The organism is Vibrio aquaticus, from assembly GCF_003970385.1.
Lineage (GTDB): Bacteria > Pseudomonadota > Gammaproteobacteria > Enterobacterales > Vibrionaceae > Vibrio > Vibrio aquaticus.
On sequence record NZ_RXZH01000001.1, the window covers coordinates 363,044 to 380,584 of the forward strand.

Annotated in this window: 14 protein-coding genes; 12 read left to right on the forward strand and 2 right to left on the reverse strand. The window is 45.8% G+C overall.

Features of this window, described 5'->3' with window-relative positions; translation table 11 throughout:
• The first annotated feature begins 3 nt into the window (after positions 1 to 3).
• The 12 genes from EJ063_RS01505 to katG all read left to right on the forward strand — a co-directional run bounded on the left by EJ063_RS01505 (position 4) and on the right by katG (position 15,543).
• Positions 4 to 1,683, forward strand: a complete 1,680-nt coding sequence (locus EJ063_RS01505; protein WP_126572241.1) for an RluA family pseudouridine synthase — start codon at positions 4 to 6, stop codon at positions 1,681 to 1,683.
• A 93-nt stretch (positions 1,684 to 1,776) separates the two neighbouring features.
• Entirely contained in the window at positions 1,777 to 3,921 is a 2,145-nt protein-coding gene (locus EJ063_RS01510) for a sensor domain-containing diguanylate cyclase (RefSeq protein ID WP_126572242.1), read from the forward strand.
• A 185-nt stretch (positions 3,922 to 4,106) separates the two neighbouring features.
• Positions 4,107 to 6,092, forward strand: a complete 1,986-nt coding sequence (locus EJ063_RS01515; protein WP_126572243.1) for a hypothetical protein — start codon at positions 4,107 to 4,109, stop codon at positions 6,090 to 6,092.
• Positions 6,093 to 6,234: 142 nt separating this feature from the next.
• On the forward strand, positions 6,235 to 6,702 hold the full coding sequence (locus tag EJ063_RS01520; RefSeq protein WP_126572244.1) for an OsmC family protein: 468 nt from the start codon (positions 6,235 to 6,237) through the stop codon (positions 6,700 to 6,702).
• Positions 6,703 to 6,708: 6 nt separating this feature from the next.
• Positions 6,709 to 7,146 carry a hypothetical protein gene (locus tag EJ063_RS01525; protein ID WP_126572245.1) on the forward strand — a complete coding sequence of 146 codons (438 nt, stop codon included), beginning with the start codon at positions 6,709 to 6,711 and terminating at the stop codon, positions 7,144 to 7,146.
• A gap of 82 nt (positions 7,147 to 7,228) precedes the next feature.
• Positions 7,229 to 8,446: a DEAD/DEAH box helicase gene (locus EJ063_RS01530; protein ID WP_126572246.1), complete on the forward strand. Its 1,218-nt coding sequence runs from the start codon at positions 7,229 to 7,231 to the stop codon at positions 8,444 to 8,446.
• The gene (yqfB, locus tag EJ063_RS01535) at positions 8,446 to 8,760 is read left to right on the forward strand and encodes a N(4)-acetylcytidine aminohydrolase (RefSeq protein ID WP_126572247.1); all 315 of its coding nucleotides are present in this window, start codon (positions 8,446 to 8,448) and stop codon (positions 8,758 to 8,760) included. Before EJ063_RS01530 ends, yqfB begins: the two co-directional genes overlap by 1 nt.
• Positions 8,761 to 8,989: 229 nt before the next feature.
• A complete protein-coding gene (locus EJ063_RS01540) occupies positions 8,990 to 10,702 on the forward strand; it encodes a sensor domain-containing diguanylate cyclase (RefSeq protein WP_208640332.1) in 1,713 nt (570 codons plus the stop codon).
• A gap of 75 nt (positions 10,703 to 10,777) precedes the next feature.
• The gene (locus EJ063_RS01545) at positions 10,778 to 11,365 is read left to right on the forward strand and encodes a TetR/AcrR family transcriptional regulator (protein ID WP_126572249.1); all 588 of its coding nucleotides are present in this window, start codon (positions 10,778 to 10,780) and stop codon (positions 11,363 to 11,365) included.
• Positions 11,366 to 11,442: 77 nt separating this feature from the next.
• Positions 11,443 to 12,477, forward strand: a complete 1,035-nt coding sequence (curA, locus tag EJ063_RS01550; protein WP_126572250.1) for an NADPH-dependent curcumin/dihydrocurcumin reductase — start codon at positions 11,443 to 11,445, stop codon at positions 12,475 to 12,477.
• Positions 12,478 to 12,485: 8 nt separating this feature from the next.
• The gene (locus EJ063_RS01555) at positions 12,486 to 13,103 is read left to right on the forward strand and encodes a glutathione S-transferase family protein (RefSeq protein WP_126572251.1); all 618 of its coding nucleotides are present in this window, start codon (positions 12,486 to 12,488) and stop codon (positions 13,101 to 13,103) included.
• A gap of 268 nt (positions 13,104 to 13,371) precedes the next feature.
• Positions 13,372 to 15,543: a catalase/peroxidase HPI gene (gene katG / locus EJ063_RS01560; RefSeq protein ID WP_126572252.1), complete on the forward strand. Its 2,172-nt coding sequence runs from the start codon at positions 13,372 to 13,374 to the stop codon at positions 15,541 to 15,543.
• A 182-nt stretch (positions 15,544 to 15,725) separates the two neighbouring features.
• Here the strand turns inward: katG and EJ063_RS01565 are convergent, their stop codons facing one another.
• Complete coding sequence (locus EJ063_RS01565; RefSeq protein WP_279630373.1) at positions 15,726 to 16,625, reverse strand: NAD(P)-dependent oxidoreductase; 900 nt, start codon at positions 16,623 to 16,625, stop codon at positions 15,726 to 15,728.
• A gap of 122 nt (positions 16,626 to 16,747) precedes the next feature.
• Complete coding sequence (locus tag EJ063_RS01570) at positions 16,748 to 17,368, reverse strand: heme-binding beta-barrel domain-containing protein (RefSeq protein ID WP_126572254.1); 621 nt, start codon at positions 17,366 to 17,368, stop codon at positions 16,748 to 16,750.
• Positions 17,369 to 17,541: the final 173 nt, after the last annotated feature.

Consider the following 17,541-nt stretch of genomic DNA (forward strand, 5'->3'; position numbering starts at 1 on the left):
TAGATGCACCAACCTCAAGATCTCTTTACCCCATTCGAACAAGACATTTCAAACTATTCACTACCTGAAAAGTTCACCTTTCCCTTTTACTATCAGCCTCACCCATTGACGGTGCTTGCCTCTGAGCAGCTGCAAAAACATCTATCGACTCAGAAAAATTGGCACCATGACTTCGGCATTGATTCACTGGATCAAGGGACTGGCAAAATGTTTGGCGTATTGCTGGTTCAAAATGCTCAAGGGGAACTCGGTTTTCTATCTGCCTTTTCGGGTAAAATTGCCGACTCGAACTTGCTACCTGGTTTCGTTCCACCTGTTTTCGACATGCTGGCTGAGCAAAGCTTCTTCCGCACTGAATTGGCCGAGATTACGGCGGTGAGTAATGAGTTAACAAGCCAACAGTCCAATCCAAAACTACTGCAGCTTAGAGAGACGTTAAAGGCGAATCAGGCTCAGTATCAGCAAGAAGAGTCAGCGCAGCGCCAACAAATGATTGAAGGCCGAGCGTTACGCAAAGCTCAGCGTGAGCAGGCTGAGGCAACACTAGGCGAAGAAGCATTAAAAGAGCGCCTGTCAGAACTGAGCAAACAAAGCGTAGCAGAAAAGAACGTGCTCAAATACCTCAAGCTAGAGTGGGATGAAAAGATTGCCATCATTAGCGACGAGCTAACGCAACTAGAGAGTTCGCTCAATGCACTGAAAGATCAACGCAAGCAAATGTCGAATACGCTGCAGAACAAGCTTTTCGAGCAATATCGATTCTTAAACGCTGATGGCCAAGAGCAATCTCTACGAGCGATCTTCAAACCGACTGCGACACCAACACCACCAGCCGGTGCGGGCGAGTGTGCGGCGCCTAAATTGCTTCACTATGCTTATAAGCATGGCTTTAAGCCGTTAGCACTGGCTGAGTTTTGGTGGGGGTGCTCTCCGAAATCGGAAATTCGCCAACACGGTAAGTTTTATCCATCATGCAACAGCAAATGTCAGCCGATACTCGGCCATATGCTACAAGGCATGCTTGTCGATGATAACCCACTAGAAGAGAACTGGGCGGAAGACAAAGAACTAGAAATTCTCTTTGAAGATGAAGCAATGGTGGTCGTGAATAAACCATCAGGTCTTTTATCTGTGCCCGGTAAAACCATCAAAGATTCTGCCTATACACGCCTGCAAGAACGCTACCCTGATGTTGAAGGACCATTTGTTATCCACCGCTTGGACATGGCCACCTCCGGTTTGTTGGTGTTCGCCTTAACCAAACGTGCGAATAAGAGCTTACAGAAGCAGTTCATTTCTCGTGGTGTGCAAAAACGCTATGTGGCTCTGCTTGATGGTGCTATCGAAGGTAAAAATGGTGAGATCAACCTGCCAATGCGCGGCGACCCAGTCGACCGCCCTCGCCAACTGGTTTGCTACGAGCACGGTAAGCCTGCCGAAACCTATTGGGAAGCCATATCCACAATCGAAGGCAAGACCAAGCTTTATCTTTACCCAAAAACGGGCCGTACCCACCAATTGCGAGTCCATTGCGCGCACTTAGAAGGGCTCAACACCCCTATGGTTGGGGACACGCTATACGGTGAAAAAACCAATCGACTTCATCTACATGCTGAGAGGCTTGAACTCGATCACCCATACAGCGGCGAACGTATGCTATTTCAAGCCAACGCTGACTTTTGATATTGTTATTAATACGACAAATAAGTTTTATCGCCAAAAACCTATAATTCCGTAAGGCATTCTGTATAATAATTCCTCCACTTAGGAGGTTCGATGTCGATAGTTGCATTACAAAAAATTCAGGCTCTTTTCGCACAAATTCAGCTCTACCATGGCGTTGAAGGTGTCGCTTATCTCGAAGAGTCCGTCAGTGCAATTTGTCATCAGTACGATTTTGTCTTGCCACCGGCTCACGAGCACTTCCTACTCGGTATGAAGTTCGATCGCTTAGACCAACTTGATAAAGCGATCGAGCACTACCAAACTTGCTTAAGCTTCTGCACATCAAAAGACGAGCTGCTCTCACTGCACGTCTATATCGTGCTTGGCTCTATCTATGCGGACCGGGAAGATTACCAACGCGCGCATCGTATTTACCGCCGAGTGCTTGATAAAGTTCACCTGCTGGATGACAACTACCTCGCTTTCGCTTATACCAACATCAGTGATTTCTACCTGTGCTTAAAGCAGTATGACTCTGCATTACAACTCGCGATGCTAGGTGAGCAAAGTGGTCGGGTGATCGGTAACTACGTAAACCAAGCGATTTGTTTGTTAAACATGGGCTACGCCTTGGGGCACCTTAGCCGAGCACAGGAGGCCTTGGTTTACCTTGAACAGTCCAGAGAGATTGCTCGCAGCATTAAAAACCAGAGAATCGAAGCGATTGCTCATGGGTATTTTGCTCAAGTGATGAGCCTGTGTGATCAATACCCACCAACTCAGGTGATCTCGCATTTCGAACAAGCAGAAGCGCTTTACCTCAGCGTACATGACAAGCACAACCGACAAGAGAACTTAGTCTACTTCGGCGCCTATCTAGAAAAGATCGAACAAGATGAACGATCCCTAGAAATCTGTCACTCAGTCGAGTCTGAAATAGATCCAGAGTCTAGCTTTGGCTTTTTTGAAGTTCTGCATACTACGTTGATAAAGCTTGCGAAAAAGCAAGGTCGATACGATGACCTCATTCGCCTTCAAAGCCGCTATATAACAGCAACACAAAGCGCATTTTCTAAAGCACAGCAACGCGAAAATGACGCCATCTTGAATACCGTTGAACAAGCAACGGTTGAACAAGAACGTGTCATGCTCGCCCAAATGGAAGAGCGAATCGGTGTGATTACCGAAATCGGCCAATACATCGCGACTACCGATAATCTCAAAGAAAACCTCCCTTTCATCTACGACATGATTGGCTCGATCTTCCCCGCAGAAGAGTTCGGTATCGCACTCTATAACGAAGCGAATCAAATCCTCAGCTACGACTATTTCTATGATGACGATGGCTTTGTCGAAAGTACTATGGTCGATTGCGCCAAGGAGCACTCAATCGGCAGCTATGTGGTTCAAAACAATACCACCGTATATCTTAATCGTATTGTCGAAGAGTCGTTTGATTCGATGGTGCCGAAAGAGTACCGCCAAGATAAAGACAATGTTTACTACGATGACTCGAAGCCAGTGCAATCGATTCTGCTCACCCCTATTACACTCAAAAATCGAGTGTTAGGCGTGCTGTCGATTCAGCACTCGCGTGCAGACCAGTACCAGCAATATCATCGTAGCTTGTTTGAAAAGCTCGCCAGCTTTATTGCCATTGCGCTAGAGCACCACGTTCAAAGGCACAAGTTGCATCAGGCTAATAAGCAACTAGAGATCATGTCTCAAACTGACCCGCTCACTAAGCTGTACAACCGTTATCAACTCGATAGCATTGGCCCAGAGCTAACACACACCGCCGCCCAACATCATCACAATTGTGCTGTCGTGATGATCGACATTGACTATTACAAAGGCTACAACGATTTTCATGGCCACTTGATGGGCGACCGAGCATTAACTCAAGTGGCTAAACAAATGAAGACCGTATTTTCATCAAACGACGATCATCTGTTCCGTTATGGTGGCGATGAGTTTTTGATTCTCTGCTATAACCAATCCGATAAAGAAATCGAAAGCAAGCTAAGTGCATTGCAAGAGTCGATCAAGACGTTAAAGCTGACCAATCCACTTTCTCAATGTAATCAGTACCTCACCCTAACCATGGGCGGCGCCAATTACACCCAAGTGGAAAGCCGTTACATGGCGTTTGATCTGCTCTGCAACCTTGCCGATAAAGAGTTGTATAAAGCGAAGCAGCGTGGGCGAAATACCTTTCAGATGGTCAGTAGGACACTCCACAGCAACATAACTTAACGACTCTATCAAGCAGGCTCCTACAGCCTGCTTTTTGTATTCAGTCATCAATGAATGAAATTAATGCAAAACATTCTCACCTATGAGACAGGAGTAATAGAGTGTAAATACTTGTATATCTAGAACGCTATGCCATTTAATATTTGCCCAGTTACTGATTGTCGTTCTATAAAATCTGAGGCACTATGAAAAAAAGCATTCTTTCTCTCTCTCTTCTTCTTTCATTTCCTGCACTATCAAACCCAGTAGAAATCAATCGTGCTAACGAAGCACAACTGCGTTTAGATAGTTACTCTGAAGCTGAGTTAGCGAAACCTGTATTCGATGTAACCTATCGAGAGTTTCTTGAGAAAGTGGTGTTTATCAACTCTGTCCCAGAGGGTGGTACTCTAGTTGCAATGCAAGATGCTTCAAGTTGTAACGGTATTTATGACTATGGCTACTGTATTGAGTTTGAGGCAACGGCGGCAGGTATCGAACAACAAATTATAGCCTCAATTGTTACTAGCGTTTTTCCTGGTGGAAATAGCGATAGCAACGCAAATAACAGTCCAGTATTGATTCCTGTTCTTCCCGCACCAAGTGAGCCTGAACAACCGATTTTCATTATCGACCCTATCGACCCAGGTTTCGGTATCGCTCCAATCGAGCCGGGCTATGGTATTGAGCCAATTGGTGAAGATGAAGATATGCCAGTGATTGGCCTAGGTAGCTTCCGAGCAATGAGCCTTGAGGAGCAGGCAGAAGCACTTACTCGTTACATCAATAACAATAACGAATCTTCAAAAGGTAAAGTTGTTGTCGTTGATGGAAAGCTCCTATGGGAAACCAGTAAAGGAAAACAGAAGCAGCTTAAAGATTCTTCTAAGATCCTTGAAGTTTTAGAGGAAGCACACAAAGAGCGCCTTGCCCGCCGTGACGACCGAATTATCATTGATCCTATCGATGTCATTATAGAACCAATTGACCCTGGCTTCGGCGTCGACCCTCTTCCTCCATATGACGAGAACGCACCAATTGTTAGTCCTGTCTTATGGGGCCATAACTTAGCGGTGGTTAAGTCTTGGACTGGTGCAATTAATCCAGCGTCTTTAGAAAGCTACAAAGCAATGATTGCAATGGCTAACTCCCCAGAAGGGAAAATTGCAACGCTAAAAATGATGCTTGTGAACGAGATTTCAGTAAGTAACATTCTTAACGTACTAGAGAACAATGAAGAGTTCGTATCTAAGTACCCTCAATTTTTTACCGAGGATCACTTTGGTAATCCAAAAGCGACGCCAGCTCTTGAAAAACTTGTGGAACAAAAGCGTGAAGCCAAGTGGGGTGAGAACGTCAATAGTTACTATAAAGGCATCGCAGACATTTACGAAAACATCGAAGATGATGCGAATAAGCTTAAGTTCGCAACCTTGCTTGATAGCTTTATGATTGGCGGTTCAAACAAGTCTTTATTAGATGTGATGCAAGGGAATGGTTACTTAAAAGACGTCCCAACAGGTGATCGTGACCGCGAACTAGCAGGAGATATTCTAGACAAAGCGAAAGAGCATTGGCTTGATAACACCACTCCTGGTGGGCGTGTCATTACTGACGCAGAAAAGCATGCTTTAGCCTTGCACCGTATCTTTGGTAAAGCAGGAATGGAACACCTTGAAGTCTCCATTGTAGATGGAAAAATTCAGGTATTTAACCCGAACAATGGCAAGATTCTGAATGAAAAACAGATCATGGCCAAGCTAACTAAAGCGGCTTCAAAAAATGCAGAGGCTCGTCGTGAAGCGCGAGAATATGCACCTGGTGAGCGCGCTGATAAAGTAAGAGGGCTGACTCCCTCAGAACAAGCTCTTGCTCTAGATGCTATGTTCAAAAAAGCGGGTTTTGATGTAGAGGTCTATCACAATGAAAAAAATGGTGACTTAGAGATTACCTTAAAAGATGGCACTGTGTACACAATTGTGCCATCAGACGGCAATGGTACAAAGTCAGGTACTCTTGACGAGTTTAAGACTGCATTCAAAAAGGACGTTCAATCAGACAACGGTAAAAAGCGAAGAGAAGTGCGTCGTGAAGACCGCCACGAAAAGCATGATGCTCGAACTCCAAACCGAAAAAGCCAATTTAACGGTGACCGAGTAAAGAAAGTCGTTAAAGAACGTCGCAACAAATAACTCATCAAGCCCTGAACTCCGTTCAGGGCTTTTTTCATACTTGAGACTTATATCGATATTCTTCAAGACTTGATGACTAATTGCTCGTTTTCATTTTGTTACGCACGTAGCATACGTACATCAGTCCAAGGAAGAGCTTTGCATGTCGACATATTCCGCATTAATAAAATGGCAACGTGGCAGTGAAGAAGCCTTTAACGACAATCAATACAGTCGTGGCCACACCTGGGAATTTGATGGTGGTGTTCTTGTCCCGGCCTCTTCATCGCCTCATGTCATTCCTGCCCCCCTTTCTGTTGAAGCCAATGTTGACCCGGAAGAAGCCTTTATCGCTGCGATTTCTAGTTGTCACATGCTCACCTTTCTCGGCATCGCTGCCAAACAGCGCTACGTGATTGATAGCTATATTGATAATGCTGTGGGAATTATGGAGGAAGACGAGCATGGTTATACCTCCGTCACTCAAGTGACTTTAAAACCTCAAATTGTTTTCTCAGGAGACAAGCAACCTACCCGCAAGCAGTTAGAGAAGCTTCACCACCTTTCTCATCAACACTGCTTTATTGCTAACTCAGTAAAAACCCAGATCACGACCGAAATCATGGATTAATCGCAAATGAAAAATAAAGGACTCTTACTCACCCTCGTTGGCTTTGGCGCTTTCATTCTTGTTGGGCAACAGACTGGCTTGTTTGGCTCTAGCAACCCTGATTCTTTTCCGAAGCTGCCTGAGCAACTTGGCTTTGAAGTTGCCAAGCAATATGATGGAACATGGCTAGGTAGACGGGTCGATGTAACGGGAAACAATATGTGTGAACGAACGACCATTACTGGTGAAATTGTTGATGGTTTTGCCACCCTGATGCTGACCTATAACGGAACCCCACTTCAAGGTTGGGTTGACAAAGAGACCGGCGAATTGGTCCTTTACGCTCGTCACCGCCAATGGGACTATCGATTTGTTGGAAAAGCCGGAAAGAACAAAATTCAAGGTAAGTGGCACTTAACCAATGGCCCATGCAAAGGAACTTGGTACATCGAAAAACAAAGCTAATCACCTTGCTCGCTTCATGCTACACTCTGCGGCAATCCAGAGGAGAAAACTCCTTATTTAATACCCAATACAGAGTGTTGCAATGTCTTCTACTAACTCAGGGCCTTTCGCTAAATTAGGCCTTAGCCAACCTATCACCCAAGCTATCGAATCTCTCGGTTACAACAAACCAACGACCATTCAAAGCAAAGCGATCCCTGCCATTTTACAAGGCGAAGATCTGATTGCAGCTGCACAAACAGGCACCGGTAAAACGGCAGGTTTTGTGCTGCCGATTCTAGAGAAGCTGGCACAAGGTGAAACGCAGAAGAAAAAACGCATTCGCGCTCTAATCCTAGCACCAACGCGAGAGCTAGCTCAGCAGATTGATGAGAAAGTGCGTGACTATGGGCAGAACCTGCCGCTAACTTCACTTGCTATGTACGGCGGTGTTGATGAGAAGCCACAGAAGCAAGCGCTGATTGAAGGTGTCGATATTCTGATTGCGACACCTGGTCGACTGCTCGATATGTATGGTCAACGTGCCGTGTACTTTGAAGAAGTCGAAGTATTGGTTATGGATGAAGCAGACCGAATGCTCGATATGGGCTTTATCGAAGACATCAACAAGATTTTAGATCGTCTCCCAACCGATATTCAGCACCTCCTGTTCTCGGCTACACTATCCAACAAAGTTCGTGACTTGGCGAAAACAGCAGTACACGACCCGTTCGAGATTTCAATCGCGGCTAATCAAGCGTCTAAGAAAAACATCGAACAGTGGCTGATCACCGTCGATAAAGATATGAAATCCTCCCTGCTTAGCCACCTAATCAAAGAGAACGATTGGGATCAGGCGCTAATCTTTATTGAAACCAAACATGGCGCGGCTAAGCTTGCTTCTCAACTTGAGAAACGTGGCATCATGGCAGAAGCGTTCCACAGTGGTCGTAGCCAAGCGATCCGTAAAACACTGTTGGAAGATTTCAAAGCGGGCAAAATTCAATACATGATCGCCACAGGTGTTGGCGCTCGTGGTATTGATATTGAAGGGCTGACTCGCGTGATTAACTACGACCTACCTTTCCCTGCCGATGAATACGTTCACCGCATTGGTCGTACAGGCCGTGCGGATGCACAAGGCGAAGCGATCTCGTTCGTATCAAAAGACAATTTCAAAAACCTATGTATGATCGAAAGCCGCTTAGGTCATTTGATCGAGCGCCGTGAGATCGAGGGATTTGAGCCTCGTAAACCTGTGCCAATTTCAATTCTTAATTACGTACCAAAACACAAGCGTGAAATGAAGGATGAACAATAATGAGTGCACCCACTAAAATTACTTTCTTCGAGTTTTTAACGCCACTAGTCGCATCTGGTAAAAAGACCATTACGATCCGTGACGAATCTGAATCTCACTATGTGCCGGGAACTCAAGTTGAAGTCTACACATTAGAAACAGACCAAAAAGTGTGTGAGGTAAAAATCTTGTCGGTTAAACCACTTCACTTCGACGACATCAATGAGTTTCACGCAGAGCAGGAATACATCGAGCTGCCAAAGCTTAAAAAACTGATCCGTGAAATCTACCCGAATACAGATACTCTGTTTGAGATCAGCTACGAGCTAGTGTAACGCCCCGTTTCTTCCGCTGTCGTTTCCATTCGACAGCGGTAGTCCAGCAGCCCTCCCACACACAAAAATAGTCCCCCGATCTCTCTAATCCCCATTTGCCAATTTCAAGTGGCAAACTTTGAGTCTAATCCTAAAGTTTAGTTCTACGCTCACACTTAGAAAATATGCAGCTATATTTATATAAGCGTTAAACCTATCGATTTTAATTCTTATAAAGGTAAGGCTTATCATGGCAACGTCTCTCAATCGCTTACAGTATTTACCTATTGTCACCCTCGCCCTTTCTATGATGATTGGTGGCTACTATTTTCATACTACCGTTGAATCATGGACGACCCGTATCGTCAGCGGTTATATGTCGAGTCTACTTGATGATGTTGCCCACCAAGTGCAAGACAAACAACTGGACCTGTATGATATGCCTCAGCCTGAGATCGATACTTTTATCGACAATCTCTCTCAATCAAGATTTGGGCAACGCTTTACGGTTATCCATAGCGAAGGACTTGTCTTAGGCGACTCTCAGCTCTCTAATCGAGAAATACGGGCCTTGGGTAATCATAGTGATCGCCCAGAGGTCATCAGCGCCTTAACCGGCAACGTTGGCATATCCAAACGACACAGTGACAGTATTAATCAAGACTTGCTCTATGTAGCAAAGAAACTTGAACTTCCCCCTGATGAGCATGGCCATGATACGAATTACGTCATTCGCCTTGCCATGCCACTCACCTCAATTACTGGTATGACAAAGGATATCGAACTCATTTTTTTTGCTTTAATGGCCTCTTCTTTCGCGGTGCTTATCTGTTCATCCTGGTTCAGCAACCGAAAAATCTTCGCCGTCGTTAAATATGAGCGCGAGCAACAAGAGCAACGCATCGAAAAGAGCACTCGTAAGATTGAATTACTCCACCAGCTAGCGAATATGCTTGCCGCCTGTAACAGCATTAAAGAGGCGCAAGTGGTGGTCGCTGATATTATTCCTCGCTTGTTGGGTGACATTAATGGTTGTGTGTCAATCATGCGTGAATCTCGAAACCAGCTTGAGGTAAAACTCGACTGGGGTGGCGATTGGCCTGCATCACAAGTGTATGTACCCAATGATTGCTGGGCACTGCGTAAAGGTAAATTCCACCTTTCTCACGAAAAGCATCACAACCTCACTTGTAGCCATATGTCCGGTCACGAGAATGGAACAACTATGTGCATTCCCTTAACGGCTCACGGTAATACTGTCGGGATGTTCCACCTTTACTCTAACCCTCAAACGGCTCAAGTGACCGAAGAAACCAAGCAACTCGCCTTTACCCTAGCGGAGCACCTTGGCCTCGCCTTAGCTAACCTGAGCTTGCAAGAGAAACTGCGTTCACAAGCGATGCGAGACCCATTAACAGGATTGTATAACCGACGCTTCTTTGAAGAAACGATGGATGCAGAGTGGTCTAAGTCTAATCAAGACAACTCGCCTCTCTCATTGCTGATGCTCGATCTGGATCATTTCAAACGCTTTAACGATAACTTTGGACACGATGCCGGTGACTATGTGCTTAAAGAAGTCGCGAACTTACTCACCCGATGCATCGGTGAAACACAGGTTGCCTGTCGTCTTGGTGGCGAAGAGCTCGCGGTCATCTGCCCTAATACGAATATAGAAAGTTCATTGCAGCTCGCTCAATTGCTCGTCGATGAAGTTCGTGACCTTCACTTAGATATGAAAGGCTTGTCCCTTGGGCAGCTTGGTGTGTCGATTGGTGTCTGTACCTTCCCTGATCTCAACGGTTCAACCGATGAAATTGTTAAGGCCGCTGACACTGCACTGTACCAAGCAAAAGACGACGGACGCAGCCAAGCGATACACAGTCAGATTAAACGAGAGCCGACCAAGTTGAACGCTAATGATGGCCCATCAGAGGTATTGCCACTTAAAAAGAGTGAATGACCGTTCAATCGCTAAGATCGTATAAAGATCAAAAACAACTAGACGACTGGTCTAATTGACTTTATGCTTGTCGCCATGAATGCAAAAACACAAGACACTCGCCAGCACATCTTAGATGTTGGTTATGAGCTTATCGTTAATAAAGGTTTTACCGCGGTCGGCTTGGCGCAGCTTTTGAAATCTGCAGAGGTTCCAAAAGGTTCGTTCTACCACTACTTCAAATCGAAAGAGCAATTTGGTGAAGCTTTGATTGAAGAGTACGTTCGCAGCTATATGGATCGTATCCAACGAGTACTTAACCAACCAGAAATGAACGGTCGCGACTGTTTACTCGATTACTTTTCACGTTGGTTAGCGATAGATAACGGCGTATGTAATGCCAACAAGTGTCTGATTGTAAAATTAAGTGCTGAGGTTTCTGATCTCTCCGACACCATGCGCGTATCACTTGCCAAAGGTGCGGAACTCATCATTCGCGCACTTGAAGATACGCTCAAACGAGGCATTACTGACGGGTCTATTGTGCAACTTGATTGCCATTTGGTCGCGAGCCAACTATACCAACAGTGGCTTGGTGCAAGTCTTTTAAACAAACTCATTCAAGATCAATCTCATCTTGAACTATGCTTAGAAACGACAAAACAACGTTTAATCACTGAATAACGAGATTTCCCGTCCAATTGCAGACGGGATTTTTTGAAACACAAACTAGACGACCGGTCTAATAAGGAATAATTACCATGTCTAACCCTACAACTCATCGCCAAATTGTCCTGGCTTCACGTCCAGTTGGCGCTCCTACCCCTAATAACTTTCGTCTAGAACACGCTGACATCCCTACTCCGGCGCAAGGTGAAATCCTGTTACGTAGTGTCTATCTTTCATTAGACCCTTACATGCGTGGTCGAATGAGCGATGCGAAATCTTACGCTGACCCCGTTGCCCTTGGAGAAACCATGGTAGGTGGCACCGTGTGTCAGGTTATGGAATCAAACCACGCCAACTTTGATAAAGGCGAATGGGTACTAGCGTTCACAGGTTGGCAAGACTACGGAATTTCTGATGGTGAAGGTTTGATTAAAATGGGCATGAACCCAAGCCATCCATCTTACGCGTTGGGCGTAATGGGAATGCCAGGATTTACCGCTTACATGGGCCTACTCGACATCGGCCAACCTAAAGAAGGCGATACTTTAGTCGTGGCAGCGGCAACAGGCGCAGTGGGTTCCATGGTCGGCCAAATTGGTAAGTTAAAAGGATGCCGAGTCATTGGTGTTGCCGGCGGTGAAGAAAAATGCCGTTACGCAAAAGAGCAACTTGGCTTTGATGAGTGTATCGACCACAAAGCTGAAGACTTCGCGGAACAACTCGCTGCTGCGTGTGATAACGGCATCGACGTCTACTTTGAAAATGTTGGTGGTAAAGTATTTGATGCTGTTATGCCACTACTCAACACTGGCGCGCGTATTCCCTTATGTGGCCTAATTTCACAATACAATGCAACCTCACTGCCAGAAGGCCCAGATCGCATGTCTATGCTGATGGCCCAGTTACTGATCAAGCGCATCAAGATGCAAGGCTTCATCATCTTTGACGACTACGGTCATCGCTATGGTGAGTTTGCCGCTCAGATGACCCAATGGCTATCTGAAGGCAAAATCCACTACCGTGAGCATTTAGTTGACGGACTAGAAAATGCACCAGAGGCGTTTATGGGCCTGTTAGAAGGGAAAAATTTCGGCAAACTCGTCATCAAAACTAACGAGCCAGTCTAGGAGCAAGCATGATTACTTTACACCACCTAAACCAATCCCGTTCTAAGCGCATTATCTGGCTTCTTGAAGAGCTCGAAGTGGAATACAAGATCGTCCCTTATCTACGTGATAGTGTCACCTTCCTTGCTCCGCCGGATCTTAAATCTGTTCACCCACTTGGCAAGTCTCCAGTAATTGAAGATCAAGGCCGAGTGATCACCGAATCTGGCGCAATCACAGACTACTTGATTAGCAAATATGCGGCTGAGCGCCTTGCTCCAAGTCGTGACAGCGACGAGTACGTTGATTATATCCAATGGTTACACTTTGCAGAGAGCTCGGCAGCACTGCCACTGCTGCTAAAGATATTTGTCGCGAAAGACGGTGCACCAACCAATTTCCTTGAGGGGTACGCAGAACTTGAGCTTGATAAAGTGATGAGCTATGTCGACCAATCACTTGAAGGTAAGCGTTACTTTGTGGCCGACAAACTAACAGGGGCCGATATCATGATGTCGTTCATTGTTGAAGCGCTGAACAAATTCGGTCTAACAGAACGCTACCCGAACATCGCACAATACGCTAAGCAACTTGAGACTCATGCTGCTTGGCAAAAAGCAGAACAGTTAGAAGTTCACTACAGCTAATAGAAGTTCAATACGGCTAAACTCTAAGCGCTGCTGTTGGTGGCAGCGCTCTTTCCCCTATTCCATCACTCTCTATCTCCACCACAGCTCTCAATCTCCACCCCATTTCTTTACCTAATTTACGATAGAAAACACCTATCGTAAGCATAGTTAATACCAGATTTATAAAAACGAGAAAAGCTCCTATTCTAAGTACAACAAAGACCACACTGTAGTCGTGGTTCTTATCTCACACTAATTACTTGCTGTGACACTCTAGGAGCAATTCATGGAACATAAAAAAAACAACGGCGGTCAATGTCCGGTCATGCACGGTGGAGCGACCTCTGCCAACTCTTCAAATGTCGCTTGGTGGCCAAACGCGCTTAACCTAGACATTCTTCATCAACACGATAATAAGTCCAACCCAATGGGGCTAGATTTCAACTATCGCGAAGAGCTGAAAAAACTGGATGTTGAAGCACTAAAAGCCGACCTAAAAGCCCTGATGACTGACAGCCAAGAATGGTGGCCTGCTGACTGGGATCACTACGGCGGCTTGATGATTCGTATGGCATGGCACTCTGCTGGTACTTACCGCATCGGTGATGGTCGTGGCGGTGCTGACACAGGTAACCAGCGTTTTGCTCCTTTAAACTCATGGCCTGATAACGGCAACCTAGATAAAGCGCGCCGCCTACTGTGGCCAATCAAACAAAAATACGGCAACAAAATCAGCTGGGCTGACCTTATGATTTTAGCGGGTAACATGGCCTACGAATCAATGGGTCTAGACACCTTTGGCTTTGCCTTTGGTCGTGAAGATATCTGGCATCCGGAAAAAGACATTTACTGGGGCGCAGAGCAAGAATGGCTAGCAGAAAGTAACGCTGATCACAGCCGTTACTCTGGTGAGCGTGATCTTGAAAATCCACTCGCAGCAGTAATGATGGGCCTTATCTACGTAAACCCAGAAGGTGTTGACGGCAACCCTGATCCACTTAAAACCGCGAAAGACATGCGTGAGACCTTTGCTCGCATGGGTATGAACGACGAAGAAACCGTTGCGCTCACTGCAGGTGGACACACAGTTGGTAAAGCGCACGGTAATGGTGACGCTTCTAAACTGGGTGCAGAGCCAGAGCGTGCTGATATTGATGAGCAAGGTTTAGGTTGGAACAACAAAACATCTCGTGGTATCGGCCGTGACACGGTGACCAGTGGTATTGAAGGCGCTTGGACAACTAACCCGACTCAATGGGATAACGGCTTTTTCCACCTATTGTTCACTTACGACTGGGCACTAACGAAGAGTCCTGCAGGTGCGTGGCAATGGGAACCGGTCGATATTAAAAATGAAGACAAACCTGTCGATGTCGAAGATCCATCGATTCGTCACAACCCTATGATGACCGATGCTGACATGGCGCTTAAGATCGATCCTGAATACCGTAAGATTTCAGAACGTTTCTATAACGATCCTGCGTACTTCTCAGACACGTTTGCTCGTGCTTGGTTCAAGTTAACGCACCGTGATATGGGACCTAAAGCTCGCTACTTCGGTCCAGATGTACCAGCAGAAGAGCTAACTTGGCAAGACCCTGTACCAACAGGTCGCAGCGACTACGATGTTGATGCCGTGAAAGCAAAAATTGCGGCTAGTGGTTTGAGTATCGGTGAGTTGGTTTCAACCGCATGGGATAGCGCACGCACATTCCGAAACTCAGATAAACGTGGCGGTGCAAACGGCGCTCGTATTCGTCTTGCTCCACTTAACCAGTGGGAAGGTAACGAACCCGAGAAACTCGCTAAAGTGCTACCGGTACTTGAAGGCATCGCACAAGAATCTGGCATCAGCGTGGCTGACACCATTGTACTTGCGGGTAGCTGGGCAGTAGAACAAGCAGCAAAACAAGCAGGTTTTGATATCACTGTTCCATTCGCAGCGGGCCGTGGTGACGCAACATTAGAGCAAACTGATGTCGAATCATTTAGCGTGCTAGAGCCTGTGGCTGATGGCTTCCGTAACTGGCAGAAACAACACTACGCGGTAAGCCCTGAAGAGCTCATGTTAGATAAAGCGCAGCTGCTCGGTCTAACTGCGCCAGAAATGACTGTTCTTCTTGGTGGTATGCGAGTGTTAGGTGCTAACTTTGGCGACAGTCAGCATGGCGTCTTTACTGACCGAGTTGGAGCACTAACGAACGATTTCTTCGTTAACCTAACGGATATGCGTTACAGCTGGAAACCAACAGGTCGTAACTCTTACTCGATTGTAGAGCGTACTTCTGGTGAAGAGAAATGGACAGCAACACGCGTTGATTTGGTGTTCGGTTCTAACTCGATTCTACGTGCATACGCTGAGGTATACGCTCAAGATGACAACAAAGAGAAGTTTGCAAAAGACTTTATCTCTGTTTGGGCCAAGGTAATGAACGCCGATCGTTTCGATTTAAATTAGAAAAACCGGTGAATGTGCACTACCTTTAAATCAGTAGCGCATTTCATGAGAAAGGAGGTGCATATAGCACCTCCATTACTAGGAGAGTTGGCTATGTGTGATTTTAACTTCTTTAAATTATTCGACACTAAAGAACTGTTTATCTATTACTGATACATCAGTTCACGTTCATTGGATGTGGGTTATTGATCCTTTGCCACCGCTTTGAACAGAACCGATGTATCCATTCGACCAAAACCTTGTTGCTGTAGGTCCGCGTACTGTTGATCAACTTGTTGAGTTAGTGGCAGTTTAAGACCTACGCGCTCCGCTTCTTTTAAACAGAAGCCTAAGTCTTTACGCATCCAATCAATCGCAAATCCAAAATCAAACTTATCTTGTGACATCGTCACCGCGCGGTTTTCCATTTGCCAAGATCCCGCCGCACCATGTTTCAGTGTTTCGACGACTTGCTCTACATCTAAGCCAGACTTTTGAGCCAATAATAGCGCTTCGCTCAAACCTTGTAGAATGCCGCCAATACAAATTTGGTTAACCATCTTACAACGTTGACCTTGACCATTTTCGCCCAATAAAGAGATTTGTTTTGCATACACATCCATGACTGGAGACACGCTATTAAAAATCGCTTGTTCGCCACCGCACATAATGGTCAACACACCATTTTCAGCGCCCGCTTGCCCACCTGATACAGGCGCATCAATAAAGGCATTGCCGTTCTCTTTGGCCGCATTCGCAAGTTCAAGCGCAAGTTCCGCAGACGTTGTCGTGTGGTCCACCAGCACAGCACCTGATTTTAGCCCAGCTAAGATACCCTCCTCGCCATAAACAACGCTGCGTACATCGTCATCATTACCGACACAAACAAAGACCACATCGCAGCCTTCTGCCGCTTCTTTCGGTGTCTCACAAGCCGTGCCTTGGTAATCTTGCGCCCACTGTTCGGCTTTGGCTTTGGTGCGGTTGAAAACCTTTGTCTCATACCCTGCTTTACTTAAAAAGCCCGCCATTGGGTAACCCATAACCCCTAGACCAACAAACGCTACCTTTTTGTCCTGCACTTTATTCCCCTTAAAGTTTATTACTTATCGTTTTCACACGAGTGTACTAGACATTGGGCAACAAATTAATATCCGCGCAGTGCATTAAACAACAAAGCCCCATAAAGGAGCTTTGTATCGCATCTATTTGTGGCTAAGGGGGACTATTTCACTCTTTCTAACGTGCTCGAATCCGTATGCGCAAAAGGCTTGCCGTATATGTCTAAGCTCGTTGTTTGAGAATACGTTAACGTGTCATCAGCAATGCTCAAATTCATGATAAAGTCAGTCGTCTTCGCGTTCTCCGTCATGTACTCAGATTCCGCAATGCCACGTGAAGACGCTCTCAGGATCATTGTCTCTCCTGCTGCCCCTTCTGCCGTCACACACGTTGTTCTTGGTACACAAAACGAGTTGTAGACGATTTGATTCTCTTGGTCATAAATCAGGTAACCACGTTGGTCATGGAACTTGCTGTCATCCACTTTGCGGAACACTTCCTGTTTATAGTAAAGCGCAACAAGGTACTGATCACTTGCATTGGTTGCGTCTGCAGCTACTTCAAACGTCATCACTTCATAAAATGGTGTCACGGCCGGGCCACCCTTTCCGACCTCACTGCCCTCTTGACCTGGAGACATATCTACTCCACCAACGTCCACTGACTTCCATGTCCCGACTAGTGGGGCTAATGGTCCAAAGTCCATGCCATCAATGATTCTATGATCGGCTAACGCTGGGGTTGAAATAGCGGCCAAAATGCTCAGTGCGAGTGCTTTCTTCATTGAAATATCCTTCTTAATAATTGACGTTGAGAGCACTATAAGGGCCCGCGGTAATCAATTATTAAGCGAGATCATTTTTTGACCACTATAACGTGATAGGAATGTAAGTGAGTATGTACCTATTTCAGCCATCAATCCGAGGTGGTCACAGATAGTGGATTTATATTGTTTAA